The organism is Providencia rettgeri, assembly GCF_023205015.1.
Taxonomy (GTDB): domain Bacteria; phylum Pseudomonadota; class Gammaproteobacteria; order Enterobacterales; family Enterobacteriaceae; genus Providencia; species Providencia rettgeri_E.
In genome coordinates this window covers 3,370,123-3,391,829 of sequence record NZ_CP096258.1, presented here as the reverse complement: position 1 = coordinate 3,391,829, position 21,707 = coordinate 3,370,123, and the positions used below count along the sequence as shown (strand labels likewise).

18 protein-coding genes and 1 pseudogene are annotated in these 21,707 nt (G+C 37.3%); 6 read left to right on the top strand and 13 right to left on the bottom strand.

The window, feature by feature from the left end:
* Positions 1-101 precede the first annotated feature (101 nt).
* Positions 102-1,151 (top strand): AbrB family transcriptional regulator, encoded by a 1,050-nt coding sequence (locus M0M83_RS15405; RefSeq protein ID WP_213913863.1) that lies wholly within the window; start codon positions 102-104, stop codon positions 1,149-1,151.
* Positions 1,152-1,210: 59 nt separating this feature from the next.
* On the opposite strand, the gene M0M83_RS15400 is transcribed toward M0M83_RS15405, so the two are convergent.
* Positions 1,211-1,558 (bottom strand): YacC family pilotin-like protein, encoded by a 348-nt coding sequence (locus tag M0M83_RS15400; RefSeq protein ID WP_125891610.1) that lies wholly within the window; start codon positions 1,556-1,558, stop codon positions 1,211-1,213.
* Positions 1,559-1,798: 240 nt separating this feature from the next.
* Between M0M83_RS15400 and cueO the strand changes: the two genes are divergently transcribed.
* Both cueO and hpt read left to right on the top strand, forming a co-directional pair.
* The gene (gene cueO, locus M0M83_RS15395; RefSeq protein WP_213913865.1) at positions 1,799-3,400 is read left to right on the top strand and encodes a multicopper oxidase CueO; all 1,602 of its coding nucleotides are present in this window, start codon (positions 1,799-1,801) and stop codon (positions 3,398-3,400) included.
* A 126-nt stretch (positions 3,401-3,526) separates the two neighbouring features.
* Entirely contained in the window at positions 3,527-4,063 is a 537-nt protein-coding gene (gene hpt, locus M0M83_RS15390; RefSeq protein ID WP_125891608.1) for a hypoxanthine phosphoribosyltransferase, read from the top strand.
* 97 nt (positions 4,064-4,160) lie between these two features.
* Here the strand turns inward: hpt and M0M83_RS15385 are convergent, their stop codons facing one another.
* From M0M83_RS15385 to M0M83_RS15360, 6 genes are all read right to left on the bottom strand, one after another.
* The gene (locus M0M83_RS15385) at positions 4,161-4,712 is read right to left on the bottom strand and encodes a fimbrial protein (protein ID WP_125891607.1); all 552 of its coding nucleotides are present in this window, start codon (positions 4,710-4,712) and stop codon (positions 4,161-4,163) included.
* Between the two features lie 9 nt (positions 4,713-4,721).
* Complete coding sequence (locus tag M0M83_RS15380) at positions 4,722-5,270, bottom strand: fimbrial protein (protein WP_248466872.1); 549 nt, start codon at positions 5,268-5,270, stop codon at positions 4,722-4,724.
* 16 nt (positions 5,271-5,286) lie between these two features.
* Positions 5,287-6,309, bottom strand: a complete 1,023-nt coding sequence (locus M0M83_RS21850; protein ID WP_213913867.1) for a fimbrial protein — start codon at positions 6,307-6,309, stop codon at positions 5,287-5,289.
* Positions 6,310-6,323: 14 nt separating this feature from the next.
* Positions 6,324-8,783, bottom strand: a complete 2,460-nt coding sequence (locus M0M83_RS15370) for a fimbria/pilus outer membrane usher protein (protein ID WP_248466870.1) — start codon at positions 8,781-8,783, stop codon at positions 6,324-6,326.
* A 144-nt stretch (positions 8,784-8,927) separates the two neighbouring features.
* Positions 8,928-9,605, bottom strand: a complete 678-nt coding sequence (locus M0M83_RS15365; protein ID WP_248466868.1) for a fimbrial biogenesis chaperone — start codon at positions 9,603-9,605, stop codon at positions 8,928-8,930.
* Positions 9,606-9,654: 49 nt separating this feature from the next.
* Positions 9,655-10,200: a fimbrial protein gene (locus M0M83_RS15360; RefSeq protein WP_213913869.1), complete on the bottom strand. Its 546-nt coding sequence runs from the start codon at positions 10,198-10,200 to the stop codon at positions 9,655-9,657.
* 829 nt (positions 10,201-11,029) lie between these two features.
* Here M0M83_RS15360 and tnpA point away from each other — a divergent pair.
* Positions 11,030-11,466 (top strand): annotated as a pseudogene (tnpA, locus tag M0M83_RS15355) (IS200/IS605 family transposase).
* A 93-nt stretch (positions 11,467-11,559) separates the two neighbouring features.
* On the opposite strand, the gene M0M83_RS15350 reads toward tnpA, so the two are convergent.
* Together M0M83_RS15350 and can are read right to left on the bottom strand one after the other, a co-directional pair.
* Positions 11,560-15,702, bottom strand: a complete 4,143-nt coding sequence (locus tag M0M83_RS15350; protein WP_213913870.1) for a filamentous hemagglutinin N-terminal domain-containing protein — start codon at positions 15,700-15,702, stop codon at positions 11,560-11,562.
* A gap of 427 nt (positions 15,703-16,129) precedes the next feature.
* Positions 16,130-16,783: a carbonate dehydratase gene (can, locus tag M0M83_RS15345; RefSeq protein WP_102139423.1), complete on the bottom strand. Its 654-nt coding sequence runs from the start codon at positions 16,781-16,783 to the stop codon at positions 16,130-16,132.
* A gap of 257 nt (positions 16,784-17,040) precedes the next feature.
* Between can and M0M83_RS15340 the strand changes: the two genes are divergently transcribed.
* Complete coding sequence (locus M0M83_RS15340; protein WP_004913716.1) at positions 17,041-17,982, top strand: ABC transporter ATP-binding protein; 942 nt, start codon at positions 17,041-17,043, stop codon at positions 17,980-17,982.
* A complete protein-coding gene (locus M0M83_RS15335; RefSeq protein ID WP_004913713.1) occupies positions 17,979-18,749 on the top strand; it encodes an ABC transporter permease in 771 nt (256 codons plus the stop codon). The genes M0M83_RS15340 and M0M83_RS15335 overlap by 4 nt, the downstream gene beginning before the upstream one ends.
* Positions 18,750-18,875: 126 nt before the next feature.
* Here the strand turns inward: M0M83_RS15335 and panD are convergent, their stop codons facing one another.
* The 4 genes from panD to folK form a co-directional block, all read right to left on the bottom strand.
* Positions 18,876-19,256 (bottom strand): aspartate 1-decarboxylase, encoded by a 381-nt coding sequence (gene panD, locus M0M83_RS15330; RefSeq protein ID WP_125891601.1) that lies wholly within the window; start codon positions 19,254-19,256, stop codon positions 18,876-18,878.
* A 212-nt stretch (positions 19,257-19,468) separates the two neighbouring features.
* Positions 19,469-20,332 (bottom strand): pantoate--beta-alanine ligase, encoded by an 864-nt coding sequence (panC, locus tag M0M83_RS15325; protein WP_125891600.1) that lies wholly within the window; start codon positions 20,330-20,332, stop codon positions 19,469-19,471.
* Positions 20,333-20,362: 30 nt separating this feature from the next.
* Entirely contained in the window at positions 20,363-21,154 is a 792-nt protein-coding gene (gene panB / locus M0M83_RS15320) for a 3-methyl-2-oxobutanoate hydroxymethyltransferase (protein WP_102139420.1), read from the bottom strand.
* A 58-nt stretch (positions 21,155-21,212) separates the two neighbouring features.
* Complete coding sequence (folK, locus tag M0M83_RS15315) at positions 21,213-21,704, bottom strand: 2-amino-4-hydroxy-6-hydroxymethyldihydropteridine diphosphokinase (protein WP_125891599.1); 492 nt, start codon at positions 21,702-21,704, stop codon at positions 21,213-21,215.
* Positions 21,705-21,707: the final 3 nt, after the last annotated feature.

Sequence of the window (21,707 nt, the reverse complement as noted above, 5' to 3'; positions counted from 1 at the left end):
ATAGATATCACTAAGGGGATAAATAATTAAAAACTAAAGCCATATGGCTTAAATAATGTGATATAAATTAGGGTGATAAAAGACGTAATGGTTAATACCATATGATGAAATTACTAAAAATGATAGGCGGGATTTCCATCTGTGCTTTAATCGGTGGTGGGCTTACCTATCTTGGAATTCCCCTTGCATTGATGTTTGGCCCGATCATTGCGATTATCATTTTTCATCGTTTTGGTATCTCGTTCGCTATTCCTAAACATACCATTACCTTTGTTCAAGTCACACTGGGAACCTCTGTCGGCTTGATGTTTAATCAAGTATCTCTTAACGAAGCAGACAATTTATTTCTTTTATTATTGATGCTAGTTGTCTGTTTGGCAGTGCAATTTTCGTTCAGTTTTTTTTGGTTTTACCGAAAAGTCGGTTGGACAAAACAAGAGGCGATGCTTGGCTCTGTCCCCGGTGCGATGGCTGCAATTCTCGCATTAACTGACCATACCCATACACCACCTCAAAAAATTGTTATTTCCCATACTATTCGCTTAATTATTCTTATTTTATTAGCCGGTATTGTTGTTGGTAGTGATGGTGATCCGCAACCAATAATCGAATTTCCTGAACTCACATTAGTTTCAACGGGGTGGTTACTGTTGATTGTTGCTGTCGGTGTTATTTCAGGGATAATTTTACAGCGTTTAAGAGTCCCTGCGCCTTTTATGTTAACGTCATTAGCGGCGGCAACACTCATTCAAAGTTGGGTTGATATCCCGTTGAATTTCCCACTGATGCTGACTGAACTCAGTATGGTCTTGATTGGGATGAATATTGGTAATCATTTCATTGTTTTTCCACTTTCATCGTTGATTAAAAATATATACTCTTCAGCCCAAGTGGTGGTGGTAAATATCGTGCTGACTTTTCTTATCACGGTATTTGCATCTTGGATCACCGGCTATGACATTTCCGTATTATTGTTAGCTTGGGCGCCGGGAAGTATGGAAGCAATGACATTCGCAGCAATTACGATGAATTTAGATGCCGGCTTTGTGATGTCAAACCATATTATCAGAATGGTAATTATTCAAAGTATTCCATCGCTAGTGCTTTTTTGGCAAGAACGAAGGCAAAAAAGGAATAATAATTTAGAGTAAAGAAAGAAAACATGCAGACTATGTTTAGGCATGTTTTCTTGATGGGCTTTCTCATCTGCCTATTTAACGTAAGCAAAAAGGCCTAGCGAATCGCGAGCAAGGGACTGACATTTAAACTCAGCGGTGAGTGGTATTCCTTTTAGGTCACTATAACTTTCTTTGTTAAGAGCGGTCATTTTTTCCGCATTATAGTTACTAAGATCCCATTTATTACTTTTAGCAAAGTAAACGATAGCACGTTCAATTTCCCTATCAGGGATTTGTGAATACCCACAATCATATTTTAGATAAATAAAAATAGCCGTAAGATCAGCAAGATCTTCAGCTTCATTGGGAGAAAGAGCTCTGGCAGAATTGGTTATCCCTAACAGAGTCATTAAGCATGACATCAATATAAATTTGCGCATTCGATATTCTATCTGTTTTCTATGTCAAGTTACGTTAGCATAAGAATAGAATTGTTAGTCAACTATATTTTTCTTAAATCCATGTAATAAAACCACATTTAAAGAGTGGTTTTATTGACCTTCCTGTAAGGGGAGGCTTTATCATCCCTTCATTAAACCATGTTTTGCTTCGAAAGTGTAATTTGCCATAAATTACACCACTGATGATTATTGATTTGATAAATAAAAGGAAGGTTATCAATGCTACGTCGCGATTTTTTGAAATTAAGTGCTATCACATATGCTGCAAGTGCGCTGCCTATTTGGAGCCGCATCGCGGTCGCAGCGGGAAACTACCCTGAATTAGCGATCCCCCCGCTAGTTGAACCAGATGCACAAGGCAACATTCAGTTAGCTATCCAACAAGGTGTTTCGCAATTTGTTCCGGGAAAGAAAACCACAACATGGGGCTATAACGGTAATTTATTGGGCCCCGCGATTAGCTTAAGAAATGGGCAAAGCGTTAATATCAATATTGTGAATCAATTGGCTGAGGATACAACCGTTCACTGGCATGGCTTAGAGATTTCAGGTGAACAAGATGGTGGGCCTCAAGCGATAATTCAGCCGGGAGCAAGCCGTAAAGTGAATTTTACGGTAAACCAAAGTGAAGCGACATGTTGGTTTCATCCACATACTCATGGAAAAACCGGATACCAAGTGGCGATGGGGTTAGCTGGTCTTGTATTAATTAAAGATGATGACAGCACAAAACACGGCTTACCAAGTGATTGGGGGGTCAATGATGTTCCTGTCATTTTGCAAGACAAACGCTTAAAAGATGATGGGCAAATTGATTACCAGCTTGATGTAATGAGCGCTGCAGTGGGGTGGTTCGGAGACATCATGTTGACGAACGGAGCTGTTTACCCTAAACATGTTGCCCCAAAAGGTTGGCTACGCTTAAGGTTATTAAATGGCTGCAATGCGAGAAGTTTAAACATTTCCACTAGTGATGGACGTAAAATGTATGTCATTGCAAGTGATGGTGGTTTGTTGGCTGAACCGATTGCAGTCACAGAATTGCCTATCTTGATGGGAGAGCGTTTTGAAGTATTAATTGACGCCTCCGATGGTCGCGCATTCGATTTGGTTACGCTACCTGTCGGGCAAATGGGTATGACAATCGCACCATTTGACCAGCCTTTGCCAGTACTGCGTATTGAAACAACTTTGACTAAGGGAGACGGAGTCCTGCCATCAACGCTTGCAGCAATATCTGCGATCCCTTCTCTTGCTGGATTAAATCGCCGCCGTTTCCATTTAATGATGGATATGCGTTTAGACATGCAAGGTATGATGATGTTACGCGAAAAATATGGCGACCAGGCCATGGGTAATATGGGCGGTCATGGTGCAATGATGGGTAATATGAGCCATGGAAATATGAATCATGGAAATATGAATGGCAAAATGGGAAGTGGTGGCCATTGTGGTTCAGGTTCTGATGGTTTAGATATTCATAACGCGAATACCATTAATGGACAGGTTTTTTCAATGACTCATCCTGCATTCAATGCCCCTATGAATCAACAAGAAATATGGGTCGTTTCTGGGCGTGGCGATATGATGTTGCACCCATTCCACGTTCATGGAACACGTTTTCGTATCCTAAAAGAAAATGGCCAAGCCGTAGAGCCTCATCGCCAAGGTTGGAAAGATATTGTTAAAGTGGAAGGGCAGGTGAGTGAAATTTTAGTCGAATTTAAACACCCTGCAACTCAACAACATCCTTATATGGCTCACTGCCATCTTTTAGAGCATGAAGATACCGGAATGATGTTGGGCTTCACGGTAAGTTAACAGCCACATTTATTTTCAGATAAAATGCAGTGTGAAATTTTAGCACTGCATTTTCCTTTATTAGTATATGCGTGCTGCCTATGTTAAAATTACGTGCTTTCCATTCCCATAGATGCGTAATAGAAGATGAAACATACCCTTGAAGTAATGATCTCTGAAGAAGAGATTGCTCAACGAATCAGTGAATTAGCCGATAAAATTAGCGCTCATTATCAAAAACTTGATGGTGAATTAGTCCTTGTTGGTTTACTGAAAGGTTCATTTATTTTTATGGCTGATTTATGTCGTAAGATTGATGTTCCTCATGAAGTCGATTTTATGACCGTTTCAAGTTACGGCAATGCGATGACATCAAGTCGTGATGTTAAAATTGTCAAAGACTTGGACGAAGATATCCGTGATAAACACGTATTAATCGTTGAAGATATTATCGACTCTGGTAATACCTTAAATAAAGTTCGTGAAATTTTCGAATTACGCGGCCCTAAATCTGTTGCGATTTGTACATTATTGGATAAACCTTCACGCCGAGAAGTACAGGTTCCTGTTGAATGGATTGGTTATTCGATTGAAGACAAATTTGTGGTGGGTTACGGTATTGACTACGCTCAGCAATATCGTCATCTGCCTTATATTGGGCATGTAACGTTACTTGAAGATTAATATTCGGTAACCCGATAAAGAAGAGTCGTGCTTAGGCGGCTCTTCTTATTGTCGCTAGGCAGTATACTGTGGGGCGCTTTTCTTACCTTGTAATTTATTATCCGTAAGTCACTTCGATGTCCATAGTCGCATTGGCTTTACCTGGAGTAATCGTTTTTTCCATTTGTATATAGTAAGAGTTAAAGTATATCGATAGTTTTCCGTCAACATATGACGGGGAAGCCAAAGTATCACGGCCACCTATTATCATCCTATACCACGACGTTCGGTCATTACTGTATTCGACTCTGATACCAATACCTCTGGCTTTATCAGTAGAGTTATCTATATCTAGAACTGTGTTAGCGCCCGGATATTGACGTCCTTGAAGAGCAATATTAATTTTAGTGCCTTTATCGCAATCAAAATCAATCTGCCATCTCACATCTTTACTTTGCGAGTTGACGCCACTACCCAAGCCAAAGCCGGATTGACTAATAGTATAATCACCAAGATGAATATTTTGTATTCTTGATGATTGGATAGAGCAAGTATTAGAAGACACTCGTCCTGTAACATTAAAAATGGCATCGTAACTAAATGATTTAACAGGGAAAAGTAATATCGTTGTTACAAGGCAATGAATTGCATATTGAATTTTTTTATTCATTGTTTTCCCTTAATTATTTCGTACAACGAATGTAATAGAGGCATTTGCCGTACCTGGTGTTGCGCTATTTGCTAATTGTTTATAGCGCGCACGCAATTGAACTGTATTAGTTCCTGAAGTTGTCCCTGCCGCACTAATTAAGGTACTGACTTCATTTGCATTTTTTGCTTCCCAACGTTTGCGCTCAGGCGAATAAGCTTCAATTTGAATAGCCATTCCGCTCGCTGAACCTTCGCTCTGATCCAACTCAAATAGCTTTCTATCTAGTGCTGCAGGAGTTCCTTCTAAAGCGCCACTCACTTGTCGATTTGCTGTTGAACAATTAAAAATCAAATCAAATTCCACCCAATCTGTCACTGAGTTACGAGGGAAGTTACTTCCACCCCCTTCTAAAAACCACATTCCTAAATCAACGCCTTGCGCATCAGAAGATATGCTACACGTTGCACCTTTAATCGAACCTGTAAAATTCACCTTGATTTTGGCATCCACAGCTATCGCATTCATTGGCATTAGAAATATAAAGAACAGTACAAATATGTTTAAATTATGTTTCATAAATAATGACCCTTGATCATTTATACACAAGGGTAACCGTAACCTGTGCATTACCATGAGTTGCCTTCACTTCATTCGATGTTTTGACATATCTGAATTCAAATGTTTTTGTGACAATAGGGTTCAGACTTGCTTTATCCAGCAAGGAATAGACATAATTGTTGGATAAGGTACGGTCTCCTCCTAATTTCAATGGGGAAGATTGACCTGCTTCGTATACTCGCACTGCAAATCCAGGGCTTTCGCTTTCATTTTCTAAATAAATAATATCTGTATTTATATTACTTGGGTGTAAGTTATCCGCTATGGTGTAGGCTACAGACATGATGGCAGGGCAGTTAATCGTAATAGACTGTTGAGCATGGCCAAAGGTATCTCCTATATTTAACGCGCGAACTTTAGCGATGTCATGGACGCCGAGGTCGACCGATTGTCGAACCGATGAAACTGCACAAGTGCGTTGTGCCCATGAAATCAATGTTGATGCAGGTAATATTTCTCCTACTGATGAGATCCAATTCATATCACCACTGCATTGCACTTTGACTGGATTAAAATGTGTAACAGCTTTATCCGTTCCTTCAATATCTCCTTGAACGGTTTTGACATACATCATTCGTGTTTCAAGTTGTAGCGATGATGAGCCATCAATGGCACTAATTTCGCTATTATTTCCTGTTAACGGATACCATTGGCTCGTTCCTTTTTGCCTTAATGCCATGACATAACCCACGCCATTAATACCTGTGCTAAAAACGGGGTAGCTCCCTGAACTATCATTAATTACCGTTCCTACGGGTTGGCTATTTACTTGTGGAATAAAATTAAAGTTTCCCGGCCCTTCAGCAACACATAATTCCTGATTCCCTGTAGACTCAAATTGCTTCCAACCATTACCCAATATCGCTTCACGGGGAAGTTTATGAGCTGCCGCATCAATTTCTAAATCCCCTAAATTGATGCGAAACTGCCCGATACTGAGCGCGTTAAATGAAAATAAGGTAATACCAACCAAAGCAATAATTTGTTTTATATTCATATTCAAAACCTATTTTATTGGCAGTTGACGGGCAATATGGGTAAATGATGCTTCAATTGTTCAGCGGTTAATTTATATTCGGCAACACACTGATCTTCTTGGTTTTTACCCCATTTAATTTGTAGTCGCCCTTGCTCTGGCATCCCACTGAGATAGACATCACCATTATCACCGACAATACCTGAGCTCATATTTTGGTCATCATTTTGAGCGAATTGGGCCATTGCACCAAAAGGCACTGGTTTTCCATTATGAATAACATTAAATAATAATCGGTAACCGACATGAGTTTGGTAGTTTGCCAAAATTGCGGCGCCTTTTGTTGGTACCGCATTAACTGTATTGGTTTTTAATTCAACATTTTCAGGTAAAGAGTCAATGTTGAGGGATATTTCATTTTTAGTATAAGGGTTGAGATAAGGCACAATTGCGTAACCTCGAGAATCGGTTGAAATATTTGATCGATTTAAAACTTGCACATTTTCTGCGCCCGGGGCTCGAATAATCGCGAAAGAATCATAGATAGGCTGAGCTAAAGTGATGCCATATGGGTGAGCAACAATCGCTCCTGTTAAACCGTAATTTGCTCGCTGTGAATATCTATCATAGCCATAGGCCGCATTAGCGACACCATAACTTCCTCTATAAGATGCCGAAGCATTTCCACTACCACGAGTTTCTTTATTTCCATATGATTGCTGAACAGCGTAATTAATATTATTTTTTTCGCCAAGAGTACCACTTACTCCCATCATTGCGTCTGCATTGCCGCTGTTATCCGCTGTAATACTACTATTTATCGATGTGTAATTACCGGATGTATTATTAAGTGGAATAGAAACTGAGAAAGAGAAATAATTATCAGCTTTACGCTGATAAGCACTATCAGAATAACTGTAATTAAAGTTATAAGTGATCCCATCAAAGCTTTTGTTATAACCCGCATTTAATGAGCGTTCTTTACCCGAACGGTTCCAATAATCTTGCTGATAACTAGAAAAATAAATATTACCAAATTTATTTAGTGACTGATTTAGTGAGACTTGAAAGCGGTTTTTTTTATTATCGCGATATATTTTAGGTTGATTACTGTTAGCTTCACTGAATGAATAAAAACCTTCCGTTGAGTAACGATAGTTAGCTAAAGTTACAGATGTCCCAGTCGAGGTCACGTTTTTGGAGTATTGGAAACGATATGACTGCCCACTGTCGGTATCTTCTTTCCCTAATAAATTTTGGCTGTTTGCTTGTGTAACATCGGCCGATAGTGCGCCCAAACTACCTAAATTAATCCCCATTCCTATCGCATAAGATTGGTAATTTTTTGATAGTAAAGTTCCAACATACCCAGTAATACCTTTTGGTAACCCATAAATAAAAGTACTTTGCAGGAAATCAGGTTCTACTTCGCCGGAGGCATTAGATTTATATTTTCCCCCCGTTAATGAATACTTGAGTTGCCCTTCTCGCTGCATAATAGCAATTGATGAGAAAGGAACAGTAAATGAGCGTTCAGTACCATCTGCTTCCTTAATTATAACGGTTAAGTCACCGCTAGTCCCCGTTGGGTATAAATCATCAATTTCAAATGCACCTGGAGAGACATAGGATTGATAAATAACATAGTTATTCTGTTTAATCGTAACTTCTGCGTTACTTTGAGCTATTCCTCTAATAATGGGAGCAAACCCTCTCATTGAACTAGGTAGCATGGATTCATCACTTTGTAATTGAATACCACGGAATTGAAAACCATCAAAAATCTCACTTGGTGTCGCTGTGTCACCAATTACTAATTGAGATTTTAAAAAGTTAATCCCTCTTTCTAAGCTAGTCTCAATGTTTTTCCATTCGCGTTCTCCGCTATTATCCGTATAAGTCGAATAATTTTTTAAACGCCATGGGCCTAGATTTCCAGTGCTACGAAGGTTGAAATAATGAGAGTTTGTGTCTTTGGTGTTATTACGACTCCAATTGTTTGAACCACTATAATAATAATTTAAGATTAAAGCAGGAACACCATTTTCCCACTGACTAACGGGAACAGTACCTAATGCTTGTTTATTCATAGCGACTTGAGGTATTGAGATATTCAGCTTCTGTTGATTCAATTCGAGCGTAGATTTTGCCTCGGGTATATACTCGCCTATTGGGCCTATATATTGCTCAGCAGAAAGTGCAGACAATGCTGGAATAGAGTTAACTTTAACTCCCCAAAGTGCTAATTCTTCTTTTGTTATGCGTGGAATTAACTGGCTTGATTTATCATCTTTAACAAATTCGGTAACCTTAGAATCCATTAAAATACCATTTACGATAATATCGACATGGTATTCACCCGCTAACTGTCCTCCAGGATTAGCGAACTGGTCTAAATTAGGTAGATCTGCAATATTTTGGCCATTAATGACGCTGAGTGAGTTAGGACTAAAATAATCTTCCGCAGATACATGACTGATGTTTATTCCAGCCAAAATTATTGCGGTTACTACCTGACATATTTTTTTCAATCGAAAATAAGTTATCCCATTATGCAAATCGGTTATCGCGTCATAATGACAATTGAATGAATGTTGCTTTCTTGAAATGCAGCGCATAATGAATGTTCTTCCAACTGATTATTTTAATGTCTGATTTTTCGCTTTCGTTATCGTTCCATGGTCATTAATTGCACTCCAAGTAACTTGGTTTGCTTGAGTTCCCGAAATATCCCATGACGCTTCGCCCAGAGGAGGGACCATGCCTGGTTCTGCAATTTCTTTATTACCAATCTTCAACTCCCCAAATGAAACATAATAAGGAGTTGGATTATTTGCTTTTAAATAGTTTCCTTGTTTTTCAAAGGTTAATTTTTCATACGCAATTAACGCTTCCGCTGTTGGTAAACCAGCAGGGCGATAAAATAATTTAATCTTGTTATTAATTGAAATTGTTAAATTATTTGTTGAATTTGGGTCAGATGGTGGAATTGATTTAACATTTAACCAATAAACTGATTCTTTATCAGAGGGCAGCTGAGAATCTGTTAAAACAATTCGAATGGCATTGGCTGATTCAGGTTCAATGCGAAAAAGTGGAGGCGTTACAGTAAATGGTACTTTCTGTTTATCATTATTATTAAAATTATTTACCCAAGATTGTACTAGATAAGGTGTTTTATCATCATTTCTCACTGAAATTGAAGCTTCTTTCTTATTGCCTTCATAAATAACACGAGTACCACCTAAAATAACACTGGCGTTTGCATTAAGAGTCGTCATAAATAAAAGCGCTAATGAAATGAGATGCTTTTTCAAAATTTTCCCCTATAAAAAGAGGGAACGAATGTTCCCTTAATTCAGTGAACTATTGGTTATATTGAATAGTGACAGTAACGTCAGCGTTTGCTTTACCTGCAGTAACTTCATTTGCGGTTGTAACGTAACGCGCATAATATGTTTTCTCTCCACTATTACCATTCAAATCAATACCATCAGCTTCAGTGTCTGGAGTATAGAAATTTGTTCCGTTAACATCACCAGAAATACCAATACCAACACCATCAGCTTCATTGACTGCATATAATTGGTTGTTATCTGGATGTGCGGTTCCTCCGAAGGTGACGCGAGCACGTGCTAATGTTGCAGGGCAACCACTCAAGCCTATTGTTAAAGGAACTGCATCAGTTAATTCACCGACCTTATCGAAGGTGTTAGTCATCCAAGTGCCAAGTTGTACTACACCTTCATTTTTATTAGCATTATTAACTTCAATAGTGCATGTCGTATCAATAAATTGACCTTTGAAATTAATGGTACCTTTAGCATTACCGCTATCAATTGCAGCATGTGCCACACTTGATAATGAAACCATAATAATTGATGCCATTAATACTGACTTTTTAAAAATCATAGGAACCTCTTATCTATCTAGTAAAGATTTATTAATTATATTTAAGTTATTTTTTAATAACTATTATTCCATATATTTCACACGTAAAGATTGTATTAGTATTTTTAAAGTAAGTCCACTGGACGAGTAATTTTAGGTATTTAACTTAGGTTGTGATATTTAACCTGTAATTAATGCATTTAAGTTAATGGAGTAGATGGATAATCCAATAAATTACCATTATCTTAACTGTTAACGATATCAATCAAATCAAAATTAAATTTAAATATTATTCAAGTAACTGTAACATTATATTTCGCTTGAAATACAATTTAATAGGTTTGTGCAGACTAATATTCTTATTTTGTGGGGTGCGTGGTATTAAAAATGTCTAAAGTTGGTTTTTAAGGTGCTTAAAGCTTATTTACTGTGGGGGGATGTGAAAACGCTTAAGATATGATCTTATGGTGCTATAAAATCATCTTTTTATTTTTACCTTTTTAGGTAAATAAAATGAATGATAAGACTATGGATTTTAATGTTTTCAATAAGAAACTATTTATAGTTTAAATTAAAGAGAGAGTAAACTCTCTTTAATATATGAATTTTTATTAAATTTACTTTAGTTTTGGTTTTATATCGAGAATATTCTTTACTTAATTAAGTGGTTTTACTTAAAAATAAAAGGCCGTATCTAATTAGTTGAGTGACAACGATAGATATGACCTTTTCATTGTCAGCCTTAAACGACCTCCTAAGGAGGTAGTGATTGACCCTGTGAGGCTATAGCCGGAAGGAAACCCATATTAAAAAACTACCTCTTACTCACCACAAGTAAAGAGGAAATAACATGGATTTATACAGAAGTTCATCACATGTGTATTGGTGTTGCAAATATCATCTAGTTTGGATACCTAAATATCGTTATAAGATATTGAAAGATAAAGTAGGAAAAGAACTTTATAGAACAATTTATATTCTCTGCAATATGAAAGACTGTGAGTATTGAAGCTAAATGTTCAGCCAGACTATGTTCATTTAGTTGTAATGATCCCACCTAAACTATCAATATCAGCACTGATGGGAGTCCTGAAAAGACGTAGTGCGATGAGGTTATATAATCGATTTCCACATATACGTAAGAAACTTTGGAGTAATCACTTTTGGGCTAGGGGATATTTTGCTAATACGGTGAGGGGTAATGAAGTCATCATTAGGCGTTATGTAAGGCATCAGGATAAAGTTGATCAAGAGCTCGACCAACAAATGGAATTATTGGAGGATTAATAAAGAATATAGCCCACTTATAGAGGGCTATATTTAAAGCCACCTCTTTTAGAAGGTGGCATATATTAGATAAATCAATAAATTATATTATAACTATTTATTGATGATAACAGTACCGCCCGTGATTTTTCCATAAGAATTGGAAAGCAGAGGCGTGTTAACTTGAGTAGTACCATTTGAGTTGATTCTACCATAGGCATTGTTGATGGAACTGTTGCCCTTAACTGTTAAATTAATACCTGCATTTATTGCACCATTATAGTTGGAAATTGAATTCGCTTGGATATTCATATTTCCTGCACTATTAATTTGAGCGTAGTTGTTAATAAGCTCATTGCTCAATGCTACATCAATATCAGCTTCACCAGGTGCAGGGAAAAGAGCATTCGTTTGAACGATACCTGAAGTATTATTCATCTGAATACCTTTAATTTTAATGTTGCCATTGTTGGTGACAATCCCCCCTTTTTGGCTTGGTAAACCAAGGTTATATGTGTATCGGCTAAAGTCAGACGAATTAGTATTACTGATATAATCAGCATTCATTACTAAGTTATTATCCGCTTTAATCAAACCATTAGAGTTGTTTAAATATTGAGAGATAAAGTTAAGGTTAAAGCCTTTAATGTAACCAGCATTATTAACTAAATTATTAACTTTAAACGTCGATTTACCATTGTTAGAAGAGATAACACCATTATTTGTCAGTTTTGGTGAAGTAATATTCAATAATTTCTCACTGCTAATTACCGATTTACTATCATTAACGACTGAATTGTATGCAGTAATATCCATTCTGCCATTTTCAGTTTTCATGGTAGATGACAGGTTGTTTAAAATATTAGTATCGATAGTCATGCGGCGTTTTGCATAGAGCGCACTTGATGCTTTATTATCTAAACTTTTACCTGTGAAAGTAAAGTCTCTACCTGCTGAAATGATAGCTTGTTCATTGATGAGTCTATTAACGTTAAAAACAATATCTTGGCCAGCAGTAAATCTGTATTTACCATATTTACTATTGTTACCTGCCCAGTTGTAGATTGTATCTGCGTTAACATTAATGTTGCCTTTCTCAGCATGAATCAAGCCATTACTATTCTGGATGTCTTGTGCGGTATTGATGTTAACGTTTTGATTAGCTTTGATTAACCCATTATAGCGATTGAGTAAAGTACCATTTGAGGAAATATTAACATCACCATTAGAGGAGATAATTGTCCCATAATCATTACTAAAGGAATTAGTTGAATTAGCAGCTAAGTCAATGTTTCCTCTGCTTTGAATGGTTCCAGTATTATTTATAGCACCAGCTTTAACGTTTAATCCTTGATTACCCGCATTAATAACACCTTTATTAAAGAGACCTGTATTGGAATCATTAATATTAATGTTCATTTTTTCTGCGTTTAAGCTACCGTTTGCAGCGACAGTTACACCGTAATTTTTCTGATTATAAGGCCCGGTAATACTAGAGATTATATTACCATTTGCATCATAAAAATTAGAACCGGTTGTAATGTTTAGTTCATTTGCTTTAACGTTGCCGTTAACAAGTACAGCGCGAGAGATAAAATCAACAACGCTGTTAGATGTCAGGTCATTATTAACTGTAATTTCGCCTTTAGAGACATTGTAGCCAACTAAGTTTTGACCAACAACAATAGGTGTTCCTGTAACAAATGCACCACGTGTAGCGTTGATGAAGCCACAGCTGTTACATGTAATACCCGATGCATTAGCAACAATAACTTGAGCTGCATTTCCAGCAACTTCCATCATACCATTAATAGTTGTCATGCTGTTGCCGATAACTTCATTTAAGATAACTGAAGCCTCTTTACCAGCAGTAATATTATCATTTCCAAAAATATTACCCCCTAAAAGGGTATCAGTTGCAGTGCTACTGTTATTAAAAATAACGCCTTTTTCGTTCACATTAAAACTTTGATAGGTGTTATGGGAAATACCACTGTCTGTTGGTTTTTTGATGTGAATGATATTTAAACCGTTTGGTTTATAAATGATACCTGTACCGTCTAAACTATAGGTTCCATTCGTATCATAGCTACTAATACCCGGAGCATAAAGGGTTGTTATATAATCAGATCTGAGTTTACCATAATAGTTATTAATATTACTTGCTGATTTAATATCCAAACGGCCTCCCGCATAGATATCACCTTTATAGTTATTTAGCCCTTTAGCATCAATATTGATTCCGCCATAACTAATTAACTGTCCATTATTGTTATCTAGTTCATCAGTTAATTTAAACTCCATTCCACCACTTGTTGCTGCTTTTTCTGATGAGGAACTTTTAAATAATCCAAAATAGTTAGAAACCTTATTACCAGTAACTGTAATGCCGGAATTTAATGCTTCAATACCACCAACTTTGTTTGTTAAAGCAAATCGAGATGCAACAGAAGAGAAATTATTAGAGTTTAAGTTGCTTAAATGACCAACATTTAATGTCATGTCGTTATATGAGCGAATATATCCACCATTGTTGCTTAGAGTATTAGCGGTAACTTTAAGTGTTTTTCCGTCAATGAAACCTTGTGTGTTACTTATATTATTAGAAGTAATAGTTAAGTTATCACCAGCAATAGACCCACCGTTATTTTCAAGATTGTCAACCTTGATGTTAGAAGCATAAGTTGGGACTGGTACTGTATTTGGTACATTAGTAGGTGAAACAATTTTACCTGCATTGATTAATTTTGCAGAAGTGATATTTAATCCACGGCCGCTACTAATGGTAGATTTTGCATCATTATTAATATATTTGGTAATGTTATAATCAGATTTTGCATTTTTTGCTGTAATAGATGATGATTTGTTGGTTAATATATCAGCATCAACTTTTATTCTACGTTGCGCGGTTACTGCAGAATTTGTATTTTCTAACCCTGAATTTAGCGTTAAATTAATATCTCTTCCAGATTCAATTCTTGCATTTTCATTAATGATTCGGCTGGCTTTTATATTAATATCTCTACCTGCAATAATTCTATCTTCAACGTGGCTATTAGCTGTATTTCGCCACTGATAGAGTGTATCAGTTAAATCAATATTAATATCACCAGTTTCGGCTTTGATTATACCATCACCATTTTGAAGCGTTTCACCTGAAATACTTACATTGTTTTTAGCTTGAATGGAACCTTTATAGCGGTTAAATACTGAGGAATTACCTGCGAGACTAATGCTGCCATCTGTTGAGATGATTTTTCCACCATCGTTGTTGATGAAACCACCGGAATTAATATCAACGTTAATATTCTTTCTAGCAGTAATTATGGCATCATTGTTAATACCTGAGGCTTTTACATCAATATTACCGTTAGATTCAATTCTATTTCTTTTATTAGATAGCCCACCATTAGAAGAGATAGATAAACCATCATTACCAGCAGAAATAATGCCCTGATTGCTAACGCCGACCCCCATTTCGGTAGAAACAAGGGTAATTTTATCTGCGTACATACCCCCTAAAGACGAAACGTCAATTGCGACAGAAGGGCGGCTACCTGTACCGGCAACAGAAGATAATACTTCACCATTAGCATCGACAAAGTTATTTCCCGTAACAACTTTGATTTCTTTTGCTGCTAATTGACCATTAATAATTGCTGAACGAGCAATCAGTTCAGTTGGAGAATTAGACGTTAAGTTTTTATTAACGATAATTTGGCCTTTAGAAACGTTATAGCCAAGAATTTCTCCGTTAGTAACAATTGGCTTACCCGTTGTTAGAGTCGCACTTTCTGTATTAATGAAGCCGCATGAGTTACATGTAATACCTGATGGGTTAGCAACAATAACTTGTGCTTTTTTCCCTGCAACTTCAACCATACCATTTAGCGTTGTTGCATTATTAGAGTTAACTTCATTAAGGATAACTTTTGCTTCACCACCCGCTAAATTAAGGTTTCCGTTAATCATTCCACCTAACTGAGTATTAACGTTATCTTTACTGTTGTTTAAAATGACTCCCTTATTATCAACATCGAATTTATTGTATATATTGTGAGAAACCCCTTTGTCACTAGCTTTATTTATATTAACAATTGTTGGGCCATTGTGCTGATTGATTACTCCAGCACCGTTAGTATTAATTATTTCGCCATGAGCCATTGAAGTCATCCCTAAAATTGCAGAGACGCATAAGACGATAGGCTTTAGCTTTAATGTATGATTAGAAGACCCACTTTTAATAGGCTGACTCATAGAAATATCCCTAAATATGATTTGAAGTTAATATATGTAAATTAACAATACCCCATTATAACACTTGAATTATGATTGAAATTTAAAATAAGTATATTTAAAAATACTTATTCAAAGTCCAGTTTTTTATTCCAAAATAAAATATCATCAATGAGTTTTTCGTGGTTGAATATATATTTCTTGAGGTTAATTTCTTTGTAATCAACAAATAAGCTTTACTCTGCTTCAGAATAAATATGTATCAATACTTAAATCAATATGCGTATAAATATAATTACAACAATTGTTAATCATAAGTTTTTTTGGATTAATATTTTCATTTTAATTTAAAAGAAATGAAAATATATTTTATAATTTAATTACGCTATTTTTGGATTTAATCGGTAAAAAGCTCTTAAATGTAAGAGCTTTTTATTTTTAGTTTAATTTATTTTTTTTGAGTTAATGTTGAAATAGCTTCACGGTAACATAACTCAAGTTTTTCTCGGCTGTCTGCAGTAATATGTAAGTCGTGTAACCGGCCATTATTAATCCCATATACCCAACCGTGGATCATCACTTTCTGGCCTCGTTTCCATGCAGATTGCATGATGGTTGAATGCCCTAAATTATAAACTTGCTCAACGACATTTAATTCACATAAACGGTTAAGGCGCTCGCAAGGTTTTAGCTCACCTAACATAGAGCTATGTCTGTACCAAATATCTCTTATGTGTAATAGCCAGTTATTAATTAAGCCAAGTTCGGTGTTATCAACCGCTGCTTCAATACCACCGCAACCGTAGTGGCCACAAATAATGATGTGCTCAACTTGTAAGACATCAACGGCATATTGAATGACAGATAAACAGTTTAGGTCAGTGTGAATAACTAAGTTGGCAACATTACGGTGCACAAAAAGGTCGCCAGGTGCGGCGTTAATTAATTTTTCTGCAGGTACTCGGCTGTCAGAGCAGCCTATCCATAAGAATCTCGGCTTTTGCGCTTTTGATAATTCTTTGAAGAATTCGGGATCTTGTTCATTGACTGATGCTGACCATGCTTCATTGTTAGCAAACAGCTCTTCGATTTTTCTCATCATGACTTATAGCCTAGTTGTGTTACTTTGCGATAAAATCTTATACAACATTTATTGATTAATTAATAATTAGTTATACTAATTTCAACACCCTTATGATGAACCTGTCTTTTCGTCAAGACAACCCTATATTCATAACATATTGAATTATATTGTATAAACTAATTATCTCTTTTCTGCATAACATAGAGCAGAAAAAAGTGGCATCATGGTGATATATTGCCTTCAAATCGTCCTAAGAATAAAGGTTTTTTTTACATATGACATATGCACTTGAGTTATCGCAGTTAACCAAAACCTATCCAGGTGGTGTGAAAGCCCTGAAAGGGATTGACCTGAGCGTTGAAGACGGTGACTTTTACGCATTGTTGGGGCCAAATGGCGCGGGTAAATCAACCACAATCGGGATCATTAGCTCACTGGTGAACAAAACGAGCGGTTCTGTAAAAGTATTTGGTTATGATTTAGAAAAGCAAGTTGTACAAGCAAAGCAGCAACTTGGATTAGTGCCTCAAGAGTTTAATTTCAACCCATTTGAAACGGTATTGCAAATTGTTCTTAACCAAGCCGGTTATTATGGTGTTACTCGCTCTGTGGCTGTTCAACGTGCGGAGCAGTACCTGACCCAACTTGATTTATGGGAAAAACGTGATGAGCGGGCGCGTAATTTGTCCGGTGGTATGAAACGCCGCTTAATGATAGCCCGTGCGTTGATGCACCAACCAAAGCTATTAATTTTGGATGAACCAACAGCAGGTGTTGATATTGAACTTCGTCGTTCAATGTGGACATTCTTAAAGAACCTTAACGCTCAGGGAACGACAATCATTTTAACCACTCACTATTTGGAAGAGGCTGAAATGTTGTGCCGTAATATTGGCATTATTCAACATGGTGAATTAGTTGAAAATACCAGTATGAAACAATTACTGAGCCAATTAGAATCAGAAACCTTTATTTTTGATTTAATGCCAAAAAGTCCGATCCCTCAATTATTAGGGTATGAATCACGTTTGATAGACACCTCAACACTTGAGGTAGATGTCAAAAGAGAGCAAGGTCTAAATAGTGTTTTTAGCCAATTCAGTGAGCAAGGTGTTCAGATTTTAAGTATGCGAAATAAAGCAAACCGGTTAGAAGAGTTATTTGTTAACTTAGTCAAAAGAGAAAGTAATGCAACCGAGAAGGAGATTGCAAGATGATCTCATTATATTGGGTCGCATTAAAAACTATTTGGATAAAAGAAGTCACGCGGTTTGGCCGTATTTGGATACAAACATTGTTACCACCAGTGATCACAATGTCGTTGTATTTTGTGATTTTTGGTAATTTAATTGGTTCAAGAATTGGTGATATGGGCGGTGTGGATTATATGCAGTTTATCGTCCCCGGGCTGATCATGATGGCGGTGATCACTAATTCATATTCAAATGTTTGTTCTTCTTTCTTTGGTTCTAAATTTCAGAAAAATATTGAAGAATTACTCGTTGCCCCTGTTCCGACGCATATTATTATCGCAGGTTTTGTTGGTGGTGGTGTTGCTAGAGGGATTTTAGTCGGCTTTCTCGTTACATTGGTATCGTTATTTTTTATTCCATTGCAAGTGCATTCATGGGCAATGGTGGTAATAACTTTATTGCTAACCGCAATTGTGTTTTCCCTTGCCGGTTTATTAAATGCCATCTTCGCTAAGACATTTGATGATATTAGTATTGTTCCTACCTTTGTATTAACACCATTAACGTATTTAGGCGGTGTGTTTTATTCGTTGTCATTACTACCACCGTTTTGGCAAGCCGTCTCTAAACTGAACCCAATTGTGTATATGATCAGCGGCTTTCGTTATGGCTTTCTGGGAATAGCTGATGTTTCTATCGCGATTACATTAGGCGTCTTAATGATTTTTTTAGTCGTTTTTTATGCATTAACATGGTTCCTAATTGAGCAGGGTCGAGGCCTCAGAAGCTAAATTTTAGGGATGAAATTGTGTTAAAAAAAACGGCTTTTGATACTGAATGTAATCAAAAGCCGTTTTTTATTGAAATGTGTATAAATGGTGTTATTAATCAATTCATTGGGTAAGTAAAACCCCAAATTAAGCCACTTGGACAGGAACCGCTTTTGCTAGGCGACTCATTTTATTGTTTTCATCAAAGTAAGCTACTTTTGGCTTATGTAAACGAGCATCTTCATCTTCTATTTGCACATAAGAGCAAATAATCAGTTTATCACCAACTGCAGCTCGGCGTGCAGCAGCACCATTAACCGAGATAATTTTTGAGCCACGTTCGCCTGAAATAGCATAAGTTGAAAAACGTTCACCGTTATCAACGTTGTAAATATCAATGGCTTCGTATTCAAGGATCCCCGCGGCATCCATGAAGTCCTGATCTATCGCACATGAGCCTTCATAGTGTAGGTCTGCTTGTGTAACCGTGACGCGATGGAGTTTGCCTTGTAACATTCTTCTTAACATTTTTTTCTTCCTCATTTGGCTCACAGCGTTGTTGGTGGTGCTCACTCGCCCTAGTCACATACTTATGTGCTCCTAAGGACTCGCTTACTTACCGCCTAGCTGTGAACCAAATGAGTTTGAAAAATAAAAGCCATTCGGAACACAGACATTGAATTAACGCTATAAACACTGTAATTGCAGTGTGTTATTTCATTTTTATAATTGATTTATTTTTATGCAATATCGCGTTGCAGGTCAACTTGTAAATTATCAATAAGACGCGTTTGACCTAACCATGCAGCCATTAAAATAACCGCACGTTTACTGGACTCACCAAGTGGTAATAATGTATCTGCATCACGAATAAATAGCTCATCAGGGGTAAAACCGGCCTCACGTAAGCTATTATTCATCTCTTCGATAATAACTTCAGATGCGTTAGGCTCAGCGACTAATTTTTCACCCGCTTGTTGCATAATTTGAAACAGTTTAGGCGCTGTTTTTAGCTCTTCCGCTGATAAATTATTGTTGCGTGAACTCAGTGCTAGGCCATTTTTGGCTCTAACCGTTGGGACACTAACAATTTGAGTATCAAATGATAAGTCAGAAACTAATTTGCGAATTAATTGCAATTGTTGGTAATCTTTTTCACCAAACAAGGCAATATCTGGCTGAACTAAGTTGAACAGCTTAGTGATAACCGTTGCGACACCTCTGAAATGACCGGGGCGGCTTGCGCCTTCTAACATGGTCGATAATTCAGGAACGTCAACAAAAGTCTGCTTTTCCATCCCTTCAGGGTAAAACTCTTGTGGGGAAGGGGCAAAAATTAAGTTGATGTCACGGCGCTTTAATTTTTCGCAATCCTGTTGCAACGTCCGAGGGTAATTGGCTAAATCAGATTGCCTATCAAATTGCATCGGGTTGACGAAAATACTGGCAATGACAATATCAGCCTGTTTTTTTGCTTGGTCAATGAGCGTTAAGTGACCATCGTGTAAATTACCCATTGTTGGGACAAGTGCAATACGTTTGCCTTCTTGTTTCCAGCGACGGATTTCACGGCGTAAAATAAGTGCCGTTTCAACGATAAGCATACGTGTGTTCCTTATAGTTTCTGATATCAATTAAGAAAAAGAGTGGGCTTCACTTGGGTAAATGCCATCTTCCACTTCTTGGATATACATACGAATAGCATCATGAAGGTTGCCTGCTTGAGCTAAAAAGTTTTTAGCGAATTTAGGCGCTCGCGCTGTAATACCCAGTGCATCATGCATAACAAGGATTTGTCCATCAGTTCCATTTCCTGCACCAATACCAATTACCGGTAGAAGTAGCTCTTCCGAAACATGACTTGCTAAGGCGGTTGGAACACATTCGAGAACCAACAATTGGATACCTGCATTTTCTAATGCAATCGCATCCTTGAGTAACTGATTTGCTGTCACCTCATCACGACCTTGGACCTTATAACCACCTAGGACGTTGACGGCTTGTGGTGTTAAACCGAGATGACCACACACAGGAACAGAGCGTTCTCCTAACATTCTTACAGTATCACATAGCCAGCTGCCACCCTCAATTTTCACCATGTTTGCACCTGCTTGCATTAAGATTGCTGCATTAGCACAAGCTTGTTCTGGGGTGGCGTAACTCATAAATGGCATATCTGCGATAATGAAGGCATTGGGGGCGCCTTTGCGAACGCATCGGGTGTGGTAAGCAATTTGCTCGACAGTAACTGGTAAAGTCGATGATTCACCTTGGATCGTCATTCCCAGTGAGTCTCCAACGAGCATCACTTGGATACCTTGCTCATAAAATAATTGAGCAAAGCTTGCGTCATAGGCAGTCATCGTTGCAAATTTGTGTTTGTCTTTTTTAAACTGACATAAATCAGCCAGAGAAATTGGTTTCATTATAATAACCTCCGGAAATGATCTCCCTGCGACCATACCTCATAAGAGGTTGAACATTTTAGGCTGGAATATCCCAAAATGTTAGGCCATTTCGAGGGACTTGTTTGAGTCTTTCTGAAAGCTTTTCGCCATCAGGAAAAACAAGAGAAGGAGCGATTTCATTAAGCGGATACAACATAAACTCGCGCTCTTTTAGCCCATAATGTGGAACGGTTAACCGTTCAGTATTGATAATACGGTTACCAAAAAGCATGATATCAAGGTCAAGTGTTCGTGGGCCCCAACGTTCTTCTTTACGTACACGACCAAGCTCAAGTTCTATTTTTTGAGTGTGGTTGAGAAGTACTTCGGGCTCAAGACTCGTTTCGAGTAGTACAGCCAGATTCAGAAAATCTGGCTGATTTTGCGGGCCTAGTGGCTTGGTTCGATAAACAGAAGAGGTAGAAACAACACGACTATTGGGAATAGCATCTAATGCTGCAATAGCTTGCTGTGCCTGTAGTAGCGGCTCACCAAGGTTACTTCCTACTGCAATATAGACGTGTTCCATTGT